The following is a 15434-nucleotide window of genomic DNA, read 5'->3' as shown; positions in this document are numbered from 1 at the left end:
ATTTATAGGGCTAGATTTATATTGTTTGAAGCGTAATTAATGGCCGATGTCCGAACGTGGTGAGGGTTGGATTTCGGCGTCGACGACAGTCGTTGCGACCGACGATCAGCTGTCGACGACGATCGATGGCGAGGCGGTAACGCTTCAGGTCGAATCGGGGACCTACTACGGGTTCAACGAGGTCGCTTCCAGAATCTGGGAGTTGCTTCAGGAGCCACGAACAGTCGGGGAGATCACCGAGACGATACTGGCGGAGTACGACGTCTCTCCCGACCAGTGCCGTCAGGACGTCGAGTCGACGGTTGCCGAGATGGCAACAGCCGATCTTGTCGAGACCGACCCTGACACTCAGGGGGGCGACTAACGGACGACCGATGGGTCGCATATCCGGATTTCTGTCGGTTCCGGCCGGGGACAAGCTACGGCTCGTGCTCGCAGCGACGTTGCTGGTCGTCGTCCGCATCGGCGTCTTCGTCGTGCCGTTTTCGACGTTTCGACGATTGTTGTTGGCCCCGGCGACGACGCTCGCCCGGATCGTTCCCGGCTCGCCTGCTCCCGTTCGCATTGCGTGGACCGTCGATGCCGCCGATCGAAACTGCCCCGGCCATCGAACCTGTCTGATGCGGTCGCTGACAGCGGAGACGATGCACCGACTGTACGATCACGCGGTCGTTCATCGAATCGGCGTCGACACGGCCAGCGACGGAAACGACACAGCAGCTGGGAGCGGCTGTTTCCAAGCCCACAGCTGGATCGAGTACGATGGGTCGGTTCTTATCGGACACCTCGAGGACCTTTCGCGGTTCGAACCGCTGCCACCGCTTGACGAAATTGGCGGGCCATGAGCGGTATCGTCGGCGTCTTCGACCGGGCGGGTGGGGCCGTCGGCCCCGTCGATGTCGAATCGATGCTCGAGTCGCTCGCACACCGTGGGCCGGATGGGAGCGGGCAGTGGTGTGACGAGCGCGTCGGATTCGGTCACCAGTTGTTGGCAGCGACACCGCAGGCGACGACACAACCGTACGACGACGACGGCCTGATCGTCACTGCAGACGTTCGTCTCGACAACCGCTCCGAGTTGGTCGAGACGCTGTCAATTACGAACGCATCGTCGCAGGTTCCCGACTGTAAGCTGCTGTGTTCGGCGTACCGCCGGTGGGGACCCCAATGTGTCGACCGGCTGGTCGGCGCGTTCGCGTTCGCTATCTGGGATGCCGACCGTCGACAGCTGTTCTGTGCCCGCGACCACGTCGGCGTCAAGCCCATCTACTATCACCGAAGCGCCACGACGTTTGCGTTCAGTACGGAGCTCAAAGGACTGTTGGCGCTGCCGACCGTCGACGACACGCTCGACGAACGGAAGGTCGGCGACTTTTTGACGGGGCGACTCGAGGACGAGCGGCTTTCGTTCTACGAATCGATTACCCGACTTCCGCCGGCCCACGCCATGACCGTCGATGCCGATGGCGTCGAGCAGTGGCAGTACTGGTCACTCGACCCCTCACGGACGATCACGCTCGCGTCGGATGGGGCCTACGAGCGACGGTTTCGCGACCTGCTCGAGCAGGCGGTTCGGTGTCGGCTCCGCACCGCCGGCGAGGTCGGGGCCGAACTCAGCGGCGGTCTCGATTCGTCGGCGGTGACGGTACTCGCACGGGAGCTGTTGCCCGCAGAGCAACCGCTACAGACGTTCTCGAACGTCTACGACGACGCCCCCTCGAGCGACGAGCGTGAGTACATCCAGTTGGTGACCCAACGAGACGGCATCGTCCCCCACTACGTCACCCTGGATCGCCGTGGCTCGCTGGCCGACGCGTCGACGTATCTGTCCTACTACGACAAACCGCCACACAACACGCTGCACTTTTCGGTGTGGGAACAGTCGAACCGTGCGGCCGAGGCCGGCGTCGACGTCGTGCTCAACGGCGTCTTCGGTGACAGTGCGTCGAACTACGGGTTGGGCGTGATCCCGCAACTGTTTCGAACTGGGCGCTGGCGACACATGTGGCTGGAACTCCGTGCGATGGGGGAGGTGTTCCAAACGCCGCCACACCACCTGTTCGTCCGTCACGCCCTCTTACCGTTGGTTCCCGAATCGGTCCGTCGCCACTACCGCAACCGGCGTGGCCGTCCGATACTGGAAGCCAACGCAAATCCGACGCTCGATCCCGACTTCGTCGACCGGATCGATCTTCGATCGCGATACAAACGGCTGTCCGGGCCCGATTCGGTTCGGGTCTCGAGCACCGATCGGCTGCGCCAGTATTACTCCCTTTCCTCGGGGCGCCACGCCGCGAACTTCGAGACGATCGATCTGCGTTACGGTGCGGTCGGTATCGAACCGCGGTCTCCGTTCGCGGACAAGCGACTGCTCGAGTTTTCGCTCGCGATGGCGCCAACCCAGCAGTTCGCCGACGGCTGGACGCGGGCGATCGTTCGACGCTCGCTCGAGGATCTGTTACCCGAGCCGATTCGAACGCGCCCCTGGAAAACGATGATGGACGAAGCCTTTTGGAACGCGCTGGCACTCGAAGACGACCGATTGCAGGACCTTGTCGCCGACCCCGGGCCGCTGGCACGCTATCTAGACGCCGACGAACTCCGGGTGGCGTACGAACGGTTCGACGCCGATCCCTCGAGTCGTGACGCGCGTGCACTGTGGCGTGCCCTCTCGCTGTCGACGTGGGTCGAGGCGCGTTCGCCCCGACAGCCCACTCGGTCGATGCCATCGTCACCGTGACTGCTGGAGGATATCCCACGGTAAATTTTATACGATTAAAGACGAATACTAATATGATGTCCGATAGCACATCCCGTTCGTACGAACGGCCGACAGTGACAACCTACGGGACCGTCGAATCGCTCACGCAAAACGATAAAATCGGAAACTCCGAAGATACGGTCACGGAAGCGGCGGCCGATGTCGGCGTCTCGATCACCGGTTCGATCGTCTAACTCCGTCTCAGCCCGTCGCCACACATCATTTCTATAAAATATGGGAAAATTTTATATCTTGATGGCTGTAACAGTGTGTTGATGTCCGATAGAACATCACCACGATACGAACGACCGGAAGTAACGACCTACGGGACCGTCGAATCACTCACCCAGAACGACAAGGTGGGCGACTCGGAAGATACGGTTACCGAAGCAACGGCAGCCGTCGGCACGCCGATCACGGGCTCCATCGTCTAGACGACTGGTGTCAGTATGGCGTCCCAAGGCTGCACTGATGGGTGAAATCGATGGTGGATGCCCGATTTCACCCACTGGTCGACGCTTGGAACGGTACTAGTGGCGGTCCAAACCGTCTTTGCAGACAGAAACGAAACGCTGTACCGACTCCCAACCCAGCCACAGTCGGATCGGGGCTGTGTTGGTACTGATCGACAGCGGCCCGCATGAACCATCGTGGTGTCTCGGATCGATCCGATAATCGACGTTTGGGGCGGTACCACTACACCCTGGGCGATTGGGGGCTCTCCAGCTGTCGACGAAATATCACGTTTTTTCTGGCGGATGTCGGTGCTATCGGTCGGTGGTGTCGCCCGACCGGAGATCGGCTGCGACTCGATCGACGAGTGTTGGTAGTGAGTCGTGGTTCGTCGGTCGATACAGCGTTCGAAACGTCCCCGTCTCTGCAACCGCCGTGCAGCGACGAAAGTTGTCGGCGGTCGCGTCGGTGTCCTCGAGGAGCCCGCCGGTGTAGGTCTGGGAGACGAGCCGAACCACTCGTGACCGTGGTGCAACCGGTTCGAACGAGAGGTCCGTGCCGTCCCGAAGGAAGTAACACCGCGATACTGGTGCGGGATCGCGGGTCGTTGTGACCTGTTTGTAGCGTTTCTCCGAATCGGCGTCGCTTGCGGGTCGCGTCGTCCCGTCGACCTTGAGCCCATCGATGGCATCCGGGAGTAATCGAACCTGTGGGACGCCGGGAACGACCATCGGTTGGCTGCCGTCGAATCGAATCCCCACGAGGTCGTCTTCGAGCACTGGATAGCCGTGTTCGTGAAAGGCAACCGCCGTCGTCGATTTACCGGCACCCTTCGGGCCGAGAAAGAGCGCTGCGTTGCCATCGACTGCAACCGCGCTGGCGTGGAGGACCAGATCGCCGCGCTGATGGAGCACCAGTCCAAGCATCTCGTTTGCGAAGAGTCGGCGCACGATCTTTCGGGGCTTCGTCACCGATGCTGGTTGGGTCGCTGGCTGGAAGCTCACCTGGTGTCCGTGCTCGACGAGAAAGGAGCCGATTCCATCGTAGCTGAACCTGCAGCGACCGGGCTCAGCCTGGATACGTCGTCGACCGGTCCCCGCTACCGACTGGGGAACGGGATCGACATCGTCGCGCCGAAAGACGATGTCGGCCGGCAGCCCATCGTCGATCCGCGGCAGTTCCGGCAGTTCGAACGCCGATCGGATCGTCAACCCATACGCGGTGTACCGATACATTTCGCGAGTTATTTTACGTCCTCAACGCCCATAATCATTACAGTTTTTCGGTAGTGAAAATGTCAGAGGAGCGTATCGATCACTGCCATCGAGGCAGTCACCCAACCGTCGCCTCGAGGCGAGTCACGAACGTGTCCATCCGTGCGAGCGATCGCGGGCGGACGACTCGCTCGACCGGGACGGCGCCAGCAATCTCGCCTGCGGTTGCCGTCCGGGCGTCGAGCGTCGACCGGTCGAGATCCGGGACGAGCGTATCCGTCGCGCGTAACAGTTCGAACGCCCCTCGAGGGGGCGACAGCGTCGTCCGATCGAACCGGTCGCCATCTTCGAGCAACAGGACTGCGGCGAGCGGCACCGGCTGGCGGCCGTTGGCCATCCGTTCGGTCGGGCGTCTCGACTCGTCGGTTCCGATAGTACGCTCGAGTGCCCTCCGGGTTTCGTCGTCGATAGCAGGACGGGACGCGCTTGGGAGGACGACTGGCTCACCCGACCGACAGGCAATCGCCGCCGCATCATCTGCCAAAACGGTGTGACCGCATTTGGCACACGCAGCGACGGCAGTCGACTTCCCGCGCCCGGATGGTCCAAGAAACACGATCGCCCGCCCGTCGATTGCGACTGCACCGGCGTGGAGGACGAACGCTCCCTGGTGGGCAACGGCAGTGCGCAGCCCCGGCCCGACGATAAACTGCTCGAGTGCTCGCATTGCTCCCGTCGTCCGTGTCCAGACGGTGACAGTATGCCCGCGACGAACGCACAGCGAGCCGACGGCTGTGTCGAACCAGTAACAGACGTCGCCATCGACGTATCCCTCGAGATTGCCGCTCGAGTCGGTATACACCTGCTCGAGCGACCGTTCGATGCCGTCGGGGCTCGCTGGAACGCCACCGCGTGTGACTCGGATACTGTCTTGCTGGCTCGTCTCACGATGCGGTTCGGTCGACGGTATCCGTGTTAGCGGGAGCGACCGGTCGGCAACGATCAATCGACCGAACGCTTCGTAGTACCGGCACCCAGTCATCGACGGGCGCCGAGTCTGGGGCGACGGGTCGAGTCGACGCTGTCGCTGAGACGGTTAGGTGCCTCGTCGATGACCGCGGTTGCCCGTCGTTCCCGAGTTTCCATCGACACGCGAGAAGTGTTGCCCCTCGGTGAGTTCTTCGACGGCGCCGAGTTCGACGATCGCGGGTATTTCGTACTCACTCATATACTCTAATACTATATTATTCTTCTAGTGCAAGTATATTGTGGTCGCTCAGCTCGATTCGTCTCGATGCCACCGTTCGAGCGTCGTCGCCATCGACAGGTTTCGCGCGTCGCCGGCGCTGGCACGACCGGTTCGAAGGTTCTCGAACGCATCTTCCAGACCGGCGAGGTCGACGTAGGGGGCGATCGAGGGGCGGTCCCGAAACAGGGTTCGATCGATGTACTCGCGGTCGTACCTCGTGGCACCGTAGACGACGTTTCGTGAAAATTCGGTCTTGTCGTCTCGCTCGCGTATCGCACGCGGGAGGATACCGGCGAGTCCGTCGCGAACGATCGTCCGATCGAGGCCGTCCACGACGGTTTCACCCGGTGGCAACGCGAGCGCGAACTCGACGATCCGTTTATCGAAGTACGGATATCGCGGTTCGACGCCGACCGCAGCGGCCGCGGCGTCGTTCAACTCGAGATTGAACGTCGGTTCACCCCTGGTCAACGCTCGTTGCCGGAGCGCGCGCTGGGAGTCCGGCGGTCGCCGAACGCGTGCCCGCTCGAGTCGCTCGTCGAGATCGATCCGGCGTGCGAACGACTGGTCGATCGACGCGATCGTTTGCTCGAGGTATCGGTCCGCGTCGTAGCGAGCGTGGTAGACGCGACGAAGTGGCTCCGGCACGAGTGACGTAAGGACGTCCCGCCAGATCACGTCGGTCCAGGAGAGCCACGGGTATCGCCGGCGATAGGACCGAAGTTCCCGGCCCAACGTCAGAAGGTTCCCGCGCCGTGCCAGCCCGCGGAAGTAGCCGCGTACGTCCGATCCCATCACCTGGTCGCCACCGTAGCCGTGCAGTACCGCTCGAACGCCCGCGGTGCTGGCCCGCGCGTACAATCGCGGGACGAGCATGAACAGCGACGGATAGAACGGCCGGCCGAACCCCTCGAGGACGGTATCGATGTCTGCCAGCGGCCCGAACCCGTCGCCGCGAACGTAGTGTGGCTCGAACCGACCGGCCGCGGTGACGGCCTCGACGAACTCGCGCTCGTCACAGCTGGGAACGTCCTCGAATATCGCTGAAAACGTCGGTAGCGCCGGCTCGTTGCGATCGGTACGAAGCTGTGTAGCGACGCTGGCGATCGAACTCGAGTCGATGCCACCACTTAATAGCGAGCCAACACGTTGCTGGTGGCGGAGGCGATCGGCGACCGCGTCTTCGAACAGGTCCCGAAATCGCCGGCGATATCTGTCGTCCGAGACTGGGGGCAACGGATCGATATCCTCGACGGACCAGTATCGTCGCCGAGTGGATCCCGTCTCGGTTACGGTCAGCGTGTGTGCCGGCGGTAGCCGTCCGCCCCGCTGGTAACCGGTCGCTCGCTCGTCGGTCAGCTGACCGGCGAGGTAGTTACCGATCCACCGTCGGTCCGGCACCGACTCGAGGGCCGGCAGTTCGAACAGCGTCGGTAGTTCCGAGGCGATCACGACCCACGCCTCGTCCGCGTAGTAGTATAGCGGTTTTACCCCGACGTGATCACGAGCACAATAGAGTTGGCCCCGGTCGCGGTCCCAGACGACGAACGCGAACGCACCGAGCAACCGACTCGGGCAGTCGGCTCCCCACTCGCGGTAGGCCTCGAGCAGTAGCCGCCCATCCGGCATTCGACTCGGGTCGCCAGCGAGCTCGAGTGTTGCGATGAGTTCGTCTCGATTGTCGAGTCTGACATCGGCAGTGAGTGCGAGATCACCGTCGACCGTCGGAAGCGCCGCGTATCGGGACTCCGGCGTCGTCTCGAGTAACTGCTGGCCCAGGCCAACGTGGCCGTCACACCAGCGCCCGTCGCCGTCGGGACCGCGATGGCGCTGTCTCTCACACAGTCGCTCGAGAAGCGTCGACTCGATCGGTTCTCCAGTTCGGCGATAACAGGCGACGATACCGCTCACGATTCGCTCACCATCCTTCGCGGGACGGGGCAGTCGCCGCTATCTGTGAGCCGTACAGCTCGGCGTACTGTGTGTCCGCTGCGAGCAGTTCCTGATGGGTTCCCGATTCGACGATCCGGCCGTCGACGACGGTGTAAATTCGGTCAGCGTCTTTGACCGTCGACAGCCAGTGGCCGATGACGATCGTCGCGTAGTCGCGATCCATCGCGTCGATCCCCTCGAGGATCGCTTTCTCGGTCGGCGAATCGAGTTCGCTCGTCGCCTCGTCGAGTATCAAGACGTCGGCATCGGCGAGCAACGCCCGGGCGATGGCGATTCGTTGGCGCTGGCCACCCGAGAGCCGGACGCCGTCGTCGCCGAGTTCGGTATCGAGCCCCTCGGGTAACTCCTCGAGAAACGCCGTCACTTGGCTTCGGTTACACGCGCGTTCGACCGCGTCGTCGCTGGCGTCTGGATCGCCGATCGTGACGTTGTATCGCAGCGTCTCGTTGAACAAAAACGGTTGTTGTGGGACGACAGTGACGCGTTCGTGCCAGGACTCGAGGTCGATACTGTCGAGTGCCACGCCGTTTGCGTAGATGCGTCCGTCGTCGGGGTCGTACAGGCGGGCGAGCAACGAAACGATCGTCGATTTGCCGGCGCCGGACGGGCCGACGAGTGCGATCGTTTCCCCGCGCTCGACGCGAAGCGAGACGTTGGTGACATCGGTCCCCTCCGCGTCGTCGTCGTACCGAAAGCTCACGTCGTCGGCCGTTACCGTCGTCGTGGGTGTTGGTGCCGGTTCTGTGCCGGCCGTATCGGCGTGATCATCAAGTTTCCCAATGAGCGTCTGGGCACGTACGAGGTGGGGGAGCGCACCGTCGATCGAGTACAGCGTGTTGTTGAGCCGGCTCACGAGCGGTGAGAGTCTGTAGATCGCAAACAGAAACGTGCCAAGCGTCGCAAACTCGAGGGCGAGATACTCGATCGCGAGATAGACGAGCGCGAAGACGACGAACGCGTTGAGCAACTGGTTAAAATTCGATAGTGCCATCTGGTTTCGCTCGAGTCGGACCCGGGTATCGACGAGGCGATCGTGCGCCCGGTCGAACTCCCGATTGAGGGTGGACTCCATGTTGAAGAGCTTGATCTCACGCAAGCCACGCGTGCCGGCGTTGACGTGCGATTGAATCTCTTCGTTGGCTTTTGCCAACTGATCGCCGATACCGTACCCGGTATCGAGACCGTACCGGGTCGACACCGCGACGAGCGCGAGCACCAGCACGGACGTGATCGTCAGTACGGGTGACAACACGAGCGCCACTGTTGTGTAGACGATCGCGAACAGGAGTTTCTCGACGGCACCGAGGATCTCCCCGATGACTCGGGCAGAGGCCCGGATCTCGGTGACGATCGTGTTGACGATCTCGTCGCCGTCTTGTTCGTCGACGTAGGCGATGTCTGCAGCCAGGAGATTTTCGTAGGCTCGCCGTCTGAGATCGGCCATATACGCCACAGCAAGCGATGCCTGCAACCAGCCGATACAGAAGCTGATGGTGTATCGGAGCGTAATCACCGCTGCGAGACCGAGCAACAGCGTCTCGAGCGTGGCCGGAACGCCGACGAGCTCGTAGGCCTGGATGAAGTATGTCGCAATCTGTGAGGTCTCCCCGCCGGCGTCCCCATCGGCCATCGCGAACTCGATAATCGGCAGCAGTAATACGAGGCCGATCCCCTCGAACAGCGCCGCCACGAGTTTGCACAGAAGAATCGTGACTGCGTAGACCGGACGGTAGCCGGCGACCCGTCGCAGCGCCTGGAGTTTGTGACGGAGGGTCGGCTGTGGCTCGCTCATCGCTTCGTCCCCTGTGAATCGACCCGGGAGCGCCCTCCGGGTCGGAGTCGGTCGGCGGCCGCCCGGCCGATTCGGAGACAGCGAACCGCCGAATACAGCGGAAAGAGCGGTCGGGGCAGTGAGACGAGTTCGATTGCCCCTCGGTCCGGTATCAAGGCACCTTTCAGCCAGAACGCCGCTCTGTCTCGCCGTCGCTCGAGCGTGCGTGCCTGGTACCGCTTGATATCGAGATACCAGTGTAACTGATCGTCGAACAGCCGTTCGTAGACGTGCGATTTCAGCGAGGTGATGGCAGAATCGGCCTCGATTGCCCGTCGAACGCGATCGGGTAGCGGGCCGTCGAAGAGTTCGTTTGCGATCGCCAATCCGAGATACAGCATTCGTTCACAGTGATGTGATCGGGCGCGTTGCAGTACTGCCGTCCAATCGAACGACTGGCGGGATAGATACGCGCCAACGTCACACAGCCAGACGAGTCGCTCCCACCGGTGGCGGGTGCCGTGGACACACAACGTGAGGAGGCGATCTTCGGGGGCCAATACCGGCACGTCCGTCCCTGCGACCGAGAGCGTCGACCGCCGATCCCATACGCTCTCGAGTCGAATCGCCGTCGGGAATCGCTGAGAGACGATCCGCCAGTGCAATTCGACTTCGAACGGTTCGGAGCTGTGTTCGAACGCGTAGTCGCGACTGAACCGTGCGTAGGCACACCGCTGTCGATCGGTGAGATCGTCCGTTCTCTCGAGTACGTACTGCTGTTCGTAGCCGTGCGCTCGAAGTATCGACGTGGCCGCTGGGATATCCGCTCGCGGGACGAGCAGATCCACATCGCCGAACTCCCGCCAGCCGACGTTTCGAAAGACGATCTCGCTCGCTACTGGTCCCCGATACGGTATCGCTCGTATTCCGGCGTCCCGAAGCGCTGTCGAAAGGGATTCGACTTCTTGTAGCAGTCGAAGATTCCGCTGGGTGATGAGTCGCACCTGCGCTTGTAACGTCTCGAGAACGTCCGGCGGAACCGCCGATGACGACCCCGTCTCGAGTGCCGCCAGCACGATCGGTCTGATCCCGTGTTTCGCCGCCAGCTCGACGACGGTGTCCCACTCTAGGTCCGGTTGAAACCGCTCAGCAGATACCGTCCGGTCGTCGATCGCTGCCCGGGTACACTCGATGATGAACTCCTCCGCTGCACTGTATTCCCCACCCATCCGATATGCAAGTACTATCTCTTACCAATTTATATTTACGGATTTGAATATAGTATAAAAATATTATTCCGAGGGCTCGGCGACTGGGTACGAGACGATCCGCGGCGTTTCACAACGCCGACAGAGAAGTGCTGGTCGACCTTTGTGGTCGCCACGTTCTAGCGTCGAGCCACACTCTGGACAGTTCGTCCCGTCCGGAATACTCTCGATATCCATACACAGTATCCGCGCGTAATCTTTATAAATCTCACTGATTTATATAAAATATAAATAATTTCTATTACTATAGAATGGTTTAGAGATACTATTCTAATACCACTTCAAGAAATCATAAGAGTAATACAGTACTAAATTTAGTATTGTATATGAATCTCGAGAACAAGACGATTCTCGTTACCGGTGGTGCGGGACTCGTCGGCTCTTGTCTCGCTCGACAACTCGCGGCCGATAACGACATCCGCGTCGTCGACGATCTTTCTAACGGCGTCCGGGATTCGGTCCCCGACGACGTGACGTTTCTCGAAGGTGATCTTTCGACTCGGGAGACACTCGAGGAGACCGTCACGGCCGATGTCGACGCAGTGTTTCACTGTGCGGTTGCCGACAAGTACGTCAACAGCGACGATCCGCGCACGCAGTTCGACGAAAACGTCGACATGACCCACGCGCTTCTCGAACGGATGGACGCCGTCGGCGTTTCGAACGTCGCCTTTACCTCGTCGTCGACGGTCTACGGCGAAGCGCCCCGTCCGACGCCCGAGGATTACGCCCCGCTGGAGCCGATCAGCGCCTACGGCGCAGCGAAACTCGCCGAGGAATCGCTGCTGTCGGTCTATGCACACACTCGCAATATCTCTGTCTGGAGCTTCCGATTTGCAAACGTCGTCGGTCCTCGATTCGGTGCCGGAGTGGTTCCGGATTTCGTCGAGAAGCTCGCGGCTGATCCGCAGGAACTGACGATTCTCGGTAACGGCCGACAGGAGAAGTCGTACATGCACGTCTCGGACTGCGTCGACGCGATCGAACACGCGATCGAACGGACGGCCGATTCGGCCGGCCCGATGCGGATTTTCAACCTCGGGACGAGAACGACGACCTCGGTCGATCGGATCGCTGACATCGTGAGCGAGGAGATGAACCTCGATCCGACGTATTCCTACACCGGCGGCTCTCGCGGCTGGACGGGCGACGTTCCGAAGATGCAACTGTCGATAGAGAAACTGTCTGCGCTGGGCTGGAAGCCCGCATACAGCAGCGACGAGGCAGTTCGACGCGTCGCGAGCGATCTCGCGGCCGACCTCGAGACGGTGTCGCCGGTTTCGAACGCGTAATCAATTCTCACTCAGGTCCGCTACTCGATGCCACCGACACGATCGATCCTCTCGCGGTTCAAGACCGAACTGCTCGGGCAGCTGGTCGCAGCTGTGTCGGGTGCGCTGTTGCTCGTCGGGCTGGCCCGATTTCTCGAGCCGGATGCCTACGGGTTGTTGTTCTTCTCGATATCGATTTTCACCATTCTGATGGTCCTGACGAAACTCGGGATCGCGCGGTCTGCCGGCCGATATCTCTCGGAGTACAAGGAAACTGACCCGTCGCAGATCCCGCATATCGTTCGGACGTCACTCCTGTTGAACGCGATCACGATCACGATCGGCGCTGTTGGCCTTCTGATTGGCCACCAGCTGCTCGCCGAGTTTGTCGACGAGCCGGATTTGGCCCCATTTCTCCTCCTGGGTGTCCTCTATGTCGTCTTCGGGACGCTGACGAAGTACGTCCGTCTTGTGTTACAGGGGTTCGAAGCCATTGAATCGGCCGCCGTCGTCCACGGCATCAATCGCGGCGGGCGACTGGTCTTCAGCATCGGACTGGTGCTTGCCAGCTACGGCGCGGTCGGTGCACTCGGCGGCTACATTCTCGGCTACGTCGTCGCAACGGTGATCGGATTCGTCCTCGTCTATACCCGACACTATCGACCGCGGGTCACCGACGAGCCGCCAGAACCGGGCCTCCGGCGTCGGCTGGCCGAGTACACGGTCCCGTTGACCGCAACCAGCACCGCAACCGTTATCGAAAAACAGGTCGATACGGTGTTGATCGGTTTCTTCCTCACGCCGGTCGCGGTCGGCTACTACACGATCAGCAAACAGGCTATCGAGTTCCTCGAGAAGCCGATGACCGCACTCGGATTCACGCTGTCACCGACGTTCGGCGCCGAAAAAGCAGACGGCAACCTCGAGCACGCCCGTGATCTGTTCGAAGTCGCAGTCACGAACTCGCTGTTGATCTACGTCCCCGCCGCCGCCGGACTCGTCCTCGTCTCCGACCCGATGATCCGTTTCGTGTTCGGTCCCGACTACGTCGGTGCGGTTCCCGTTCTCCAGATTTTCAGCGCGTACATCGTCCTTCGTGCGATCATGAACATCGCCGGCCACGCCCTCGATTTTCTCGGTCGCGCTCGAGATCGAGCGATCGCCAAGGGACTGACTGCGACCCTCAACTTCGGCCTGAACGTCGCGTTGATTCCGGTGATCGGAATCGCCGGTGCAGCGATTACGACGGTCCTCACCCACGGGATCTATACGGTCTTCAACGTGTACCTCATTCACGTCGAACTCGAGCTTCGACTCGTAGCCCTGCTGTCTACACTCACACGGATCGTCGCCATTACGGGTGTGATGTCGGTCGTCGTTTTCGTCTCCCTCGAGTTCATCACGGGCTTGTTTACGCTGTTGCTCGTCGTCGGCGTCGGCGTGGCAGTCTGGGCCGTGCTGTCGGTCCTCGTTGGACTGGTCGATCCCGACGACGCGGTCTCGGTCGTCACCGGATAACTTCTGTCTGATCCGCCCCTGGCTGCTCGATACCCGATCCGTCGATCGGTTTCGGGGCTCCAACCCGACTGCCGTCTCGAGTACACTCGTTGCAACGGTGGACTAATATTATATTTCCCATTTCTTCGATAATGTTGTACCATAATTGGTTTATCAAAGTACGAGAACTAGTACGTACAACAGTATATGGACAGCGGAGACCGACGGTACAAGAGTACGATTATCGCGTGTTTCTTTGCCGGTGGCGTCGCCGCAGCGGTGGCGGTCCTGAACCCAGCAACGGGATACGAACTCAACGTCTATCGTGAAACACCACTGGCGTTCTGGGTATGTCTCGGAACTGTCCTGGTTCTCGGGACGTTCGTCGCGCTCTCCCGCCTCGAGGCTGGGCGATCGAACGGGCTGGCACTCGGTGCGGTGGTGTATGCCGTGTTGCTCGTCGTTGCACTCCCGCTCCTTCGTGGCTACCATTTCCTCGGTGAAGGCGACATGATGACGCATCTCGGATGGACGCGGGAGTTACGCGCCGGTGCCAGGGACGGGACCGAGTTGTTGTACCCCGGAACGCATCTGTTCGCATATGGGTTACATCAGCTCTCCGGAATCCCGATTCGAACGTCACTCATGCTCATCTCGACGCTGTTCGTCGGCATCTTCGTCCTGTTCGTCGGTCTTCTCGTTCGCCGACTCGACCACCGGCCTGGCGCGATGACGCTTGGCGTGTTTTTCGCCGCGTTCTTGCTCCCGATCAATCACGCCACGATTCACGTCGAGGCGTCGCCACGAAATTTTGCACTGTTCGTGATCCCGCTCGTGTTGTTTACGATCGCCCTGTCGGTACTCGAGCAGTCGTTTCGAAGCCGCCTCCTCGCACTGGTGCTGTGTGGCGTCGTGCTCGTCTTGCATCCGATGTTCGCGGTCGTTCTCGTGTTCTTTTTGCCCGTCGTCGGTGCACTCTTGTGGGCTATGACACGGTTGACCGCAACCGACCGCGGCGACATCACCGCATTGTTTCGCCAGTCACTCGTGCTCGGCGCAGTGACGTGGCTCTGGATTCGGTTCGAGAGTTCGTTTACGAACTTCGTCTCCGGATTAGCCGTCTACACGGTCGAAGGCGCCGAGACCGCGGGAGAGGTCTCACAACGCGGGTCGTCGTTGGGCGAACTCGGCAGCAGTCTCGGACTCCTCTTTTTGAAACTGTTTTCGGTGAGTCTCGTCGTCAGCGTCGTCGCAGCCGTGTATACGCTCGATCGGAGCGTTCGGCTGCTGTGGCGTCGCCGGACAGTCCCACCACGCGATGCGTTCCGGGACATCACCGTGGTGAGCGCTATGGTCGGTCTCGTCCCCCTCGGTGGCGCGATGGTCTTGTTCCTCGTGACAAATCGAGTGACGATGTTCTTTCGCTTTGCTGGGTTCGTGATGGTGATCGTGACAATCGTCGGCGCGATCGCGACCAGAGCGTATACGGTTTCCCGTCTGCCGATCGACTCGCGCGTCGTCCTCGTTCCGTGTCTGCTCGTCTTTCTGGTGCTCTCGTTGGGTATCGTCCACCCCTCGGGCTACATCCATCAGGATACGGAACATGTCACCGAAGCGGATATGAACGGGTACGGGACGATCCTCGAGCACGAACAGACGGGTATCGCCTACGATCACGTGCGATCGCACGCGAGTCGCTACGGACACGCGATACACGGGCCCGCCGAACGCGACCGCCAGGAGTACTATCACGACGGCGTTCGACGCGGCGGTGCCCCGGACCATTTCGCCGGCCAGGACCTGCCGGCCCTCTACCCAACTGATACGTATCTTCTGATCAGTGCTGCCGACGAACGCCGCGAACAGGAACTGTATCAGGGGTTTCGATTCACCGACGACGACTTCAGGTATCTCGAGCACGATCCGAATATTCACCGCATTCATTCGTCCGGTGAGTTCAGGGCCTATTACGTAGATAGTCAATGATACTGGAAATC

The 15434-nt window shown here is 60.9% G+C and carries 14 protein-coding genes; 8 read left to right on the top strand and 6 right to left on the bottom strand.

The window, feature by feature from the left end:
• The first annotated feature begins 46 nt into the window (after positions 1-46).
• The 5 genes from D8Y22_RS07950 to D8Y22_RS22300 all read left to right on the top strand — a co-directional run bounded on the left by D8Y22_RS07950 (position 47) and on the right by D8Y22_RS22300 (position 3195).
• Positions 47-364 carry a PqqD family peptide modification chaperone gene (locus D8Y22_RS07950; protein ID WP_141464182.1) on the top strand — a complete coding sequence of 106 codons (318 nt, stop codon included), beginning with the start codon at positions 47-49 and terminating at the stop codon, positions 362-364.
• Positions 365-374: 10 nt separating this feature from the next.
• Positions 375-845, top strand: a complete 471-nt coding sequence (locus tag D8Y22_RS07945) for a lasso peptide biosynthesis B2 protein (RefSeq protein ID WP_141464181.1) — start codon at positions 375-377, stop codon at positions 843-845.
• A complete protein-coding gene (locus D8Y22_RS07940) occupies positions 842-2740 on the top strand; it encodes an asparagine synthase-related protein (RefSeq protein WP_141464180.1) in 1899 nt (632 codons plus the stop codon). The genes D8Y22_RS07945 and D8Y22_RS07940 overlap by 4 nt, the downstream gene beginning before the upstream one ends.
• Before the next feature lie 56 nt (positions 2741-2796).
• A complete protein-coding gene (locus D8Y22_RS22305; RefSeq protein WP_174811802.1) occupies positions 2797-2955 on the top strand; it encodes a hypothetical protein in 159 nt (52 codons plus the stop codon).
• A gap of 81 nt (positions 2956-3036) precedes the next feature.
• Positions 3037-3195, top strand: coding sequence for a hypothetical protein (locus D8Y22_RS22300; RefSeq protein ID WP_174811801.1), 159 nt, complete (start codon positions 3037-3039; stop codon positions 3193-3195).
• Positions 3196-3528: 333 nt separating this feature from the next.
• Here the strand turns inward: D8Y22_RS22300 and D8Y22_RS07935 are convergent, their stop codons facing one another.
• From D8Y22_RS07935 to D8Y22_RS07910, 6 genes are all read right to left on the bottom strand, one after another.
• Positions 3529-4449, bottom strand: coding sequence for a phosphoenolpyruvate carboxykinase (ATP) (locus D8Y22_RS07935; protein WP_141464179.1), 921 nt, complete (start codon positions 4447-4449; stop codon positions 3529-3531).
• A gap of 97 nt (positions 4450-4546) precedes the next feature.
• The gene (locus tag D8Y22_RS07930; protein WP_141464178.1) at positions 4547-5470 is read right to left on the bottom strand and encodes a hypothetical protein; all 924 of its coding nucleotides are present in this window, start codon (positions 5468-5470) and stop codon (positions 4547-4549) included.
• 54 nt (positions 5471-5524) lie between these two features.
• Positions 5525-5656, bottom strand: a complete 132-nt coding sequence (locus D8Y22_RS07925) for a lasso RiPP family leader peptide-containing protein (protein ID WP_141464177.1) — start codon at positions 5654-5656, stop codon at positions 5525-5527.
• A 48-nt stretch (positions 5657-5704) separates the two neighbouring features.
• Positions 5705-7588 carry an asparagine synthase-related protein gene (locus D8Y22_RS07920; RefSeq protein WP_141464176.1) on the bottom strand — a complete coding sequence of 628 codons (1884 nt, stop codon included), beginning with the start codon at positions 7586-7588 and terminating at the stop codon, positions 5705-5707.
• Between the two features lie 7 nt (positions 7589-7595).
• A complete protein-coding gene (locus tag D8Y22_RS07915) occupies positions 7596-9422 on the bottom strand; it encodes an ABC transporter ATP-binding protein (RefSeq protein ID WP_141464175.1) in 1827 nt (608 codons plus the stop codon).
• Complete coding sequence (locus D8Y22_RS07910) at positions 9419-10630, bottom strand: nucleotidyltransferase domain-containing protein (RefSeq protein WP_141464174.1); 1212 nt, start codon at positions 10628-10630, stop codon at positions 9419-9421. The genes D8Y22_RS07915 and D8Y22_RS07910 overlap by 4 nt, the downstream gene beginning before the upstream one ends.
• A 365-nt stretch (positions 10631-10995) precedes the next feature.
• Between D8Y22_RS07910 and D8Y22_RS07905 the strand changes: the two genes are divergently transcribed.
• The 3 genes from D8Y22_RS07905 to D8Y22_RS07895 all read left to right on the top strand — a co-directional run bounded on the left by D8Y22_RS07905 (position 10996) and on the right by D8Y22_RS07895 (position 15423).
• Entirely contained in the window at positions 10996-11961 is a 966-nt protein-coding gene (locus D8Y22_RS07905; protein ID WP_141464173.1) for an NAD-dependent epimerase/dehydratase family protein, read from the top strand.
• A 27-nt stretch (positions 11962-11988) separates the two neighbouring features.
• Positions 11989-13458, top strand: a complete 1470-nt coding sequence (locus D8Y22_RS07900) for a flippase (RefSeq protein WP_141464172.1) — start codon at positions 11989-11991, stop codon at positions 13456-13458.
• A gap of 186 nt (positions 13459-13644) precedes the next feature.
• Positions 13645-15423 carry a hypothetical protein gene (locus D8Y22_RS07895; protein ID WP_141464171.1) on the top strand — a complete coding sequence of 593 codons (1779 nt, stop codon included), beginning with the start codon at positions 13645-13647 and terminating at the stop codon, positions 15421-15423.
• Positions 15424-15434 lie beyond the last annotated feature (11 nt).

This window comes from Salinadaptatus halalkaliphilus (assembly GCF_006543045.1).
In the GTDB taxonomy this organism is placed as follows: domain Archaea; phylum Halobacteriota; class Halobacteria; order Halobacteriales; family Natrialbaceae; genus Salinadaptatus; species Salinadaptatus halalkaliphilus.
This window is presented reverse-complemented; position numbering and strand designations above follow the sequence as displayed.

Bases quoted from the DNA above. Each gene is read 5' to 3' on its own strand.
- D8Y22_RS07925 (WP_141464177.1), bottom strand. From the start codon at position 5,656: ATGAGTGAGTACGAAATACCCGCGATCGTCGAACTCGGCGCCGTCGAA.
- D8Y22_RS22305 (WP_174811802.1), top strand. From the start codon at position 2,797: ATGTCCGATAGCACATCCCGTTCGTACGAACGGCCGACAGTGACAACC.
- D8Y22_RS07900 (WP_141464172.1), top strand. From the start codon at position 11,989: ATGCCACCGACACGATCGATCCTCTCGCGGTTCAAGACCGAACTGCTC.
- D8Y22_RS22300 (WP_174811801.1), top strand. From the start codon at position 3,037: ATGTCCGATAGAACATCACCACGATACGAACGACCGGAAGTAACGACC.
- D8Y22_RS07905 (WP_141464173.1), top strand. From the start codon at position 10,996: ATGAATCTCGAGAACAAGACGATTCTCGTTACCGGTGGTGCGGGACTC.
- D8Y22_RS07940 (WP_141464180.1), top strand. From the start codon at position 842: ATGAGCGGTATCGTCGGCGTCTTCGACCGGGCGGGTGGGGCCGTCGGC.
- D8Y22_RS07895 (WP_141464171.1), top strand. From the start codon at position 13,645: ATGGACAGCGGAGACCGACGGTACAAGAGTACGATTATCGCGTGTTTC.
- D8Y22_RS07945 (WP_141464181.1), top strand. From the start codon at position 375: ATGGGTCGCATATCCGGATTTCTGTCGGTTCCGGCCGGGGACAAGCTA.
- D8Y22_RS07910 (WP_141464174.1), bottom strand. From the start codon at position 10,630: ATGGGTGGGGAATACAGTGCAGCGGAGGAGTTCATCATCGAGTGTACC.
- D8Y22_RS07935 (WP_141464179.1), bottom strand. From the start codon at position 4,449: ATGTATCGGTACACCGCGTATGGGTTGACGATCCGATCGGCGTTCGAA.
- D8Y22_RS07915 (WP_141464175.1), bottom strand. From the start codon at position 9,422: ATGAGCGAGCCACAGCCGACCCTCCGTCACAAACTCCAGGCGCTGCGA.
- D8Y22_RS07930 (WP_141464178.1), bottom strand. From the start codon at position 5,470: ATGACTGGGTGCCGGTACTACGAAGCGTTCGGTCGATTGATCGTTGCC.
- D8Y22_RS07950 (WP_141464182.1), top strand. From the start codon at position 47: ATGTCCGAACGTGGTGAGGGTTGGATTTCGGCGTCGACGACAGTCGTT.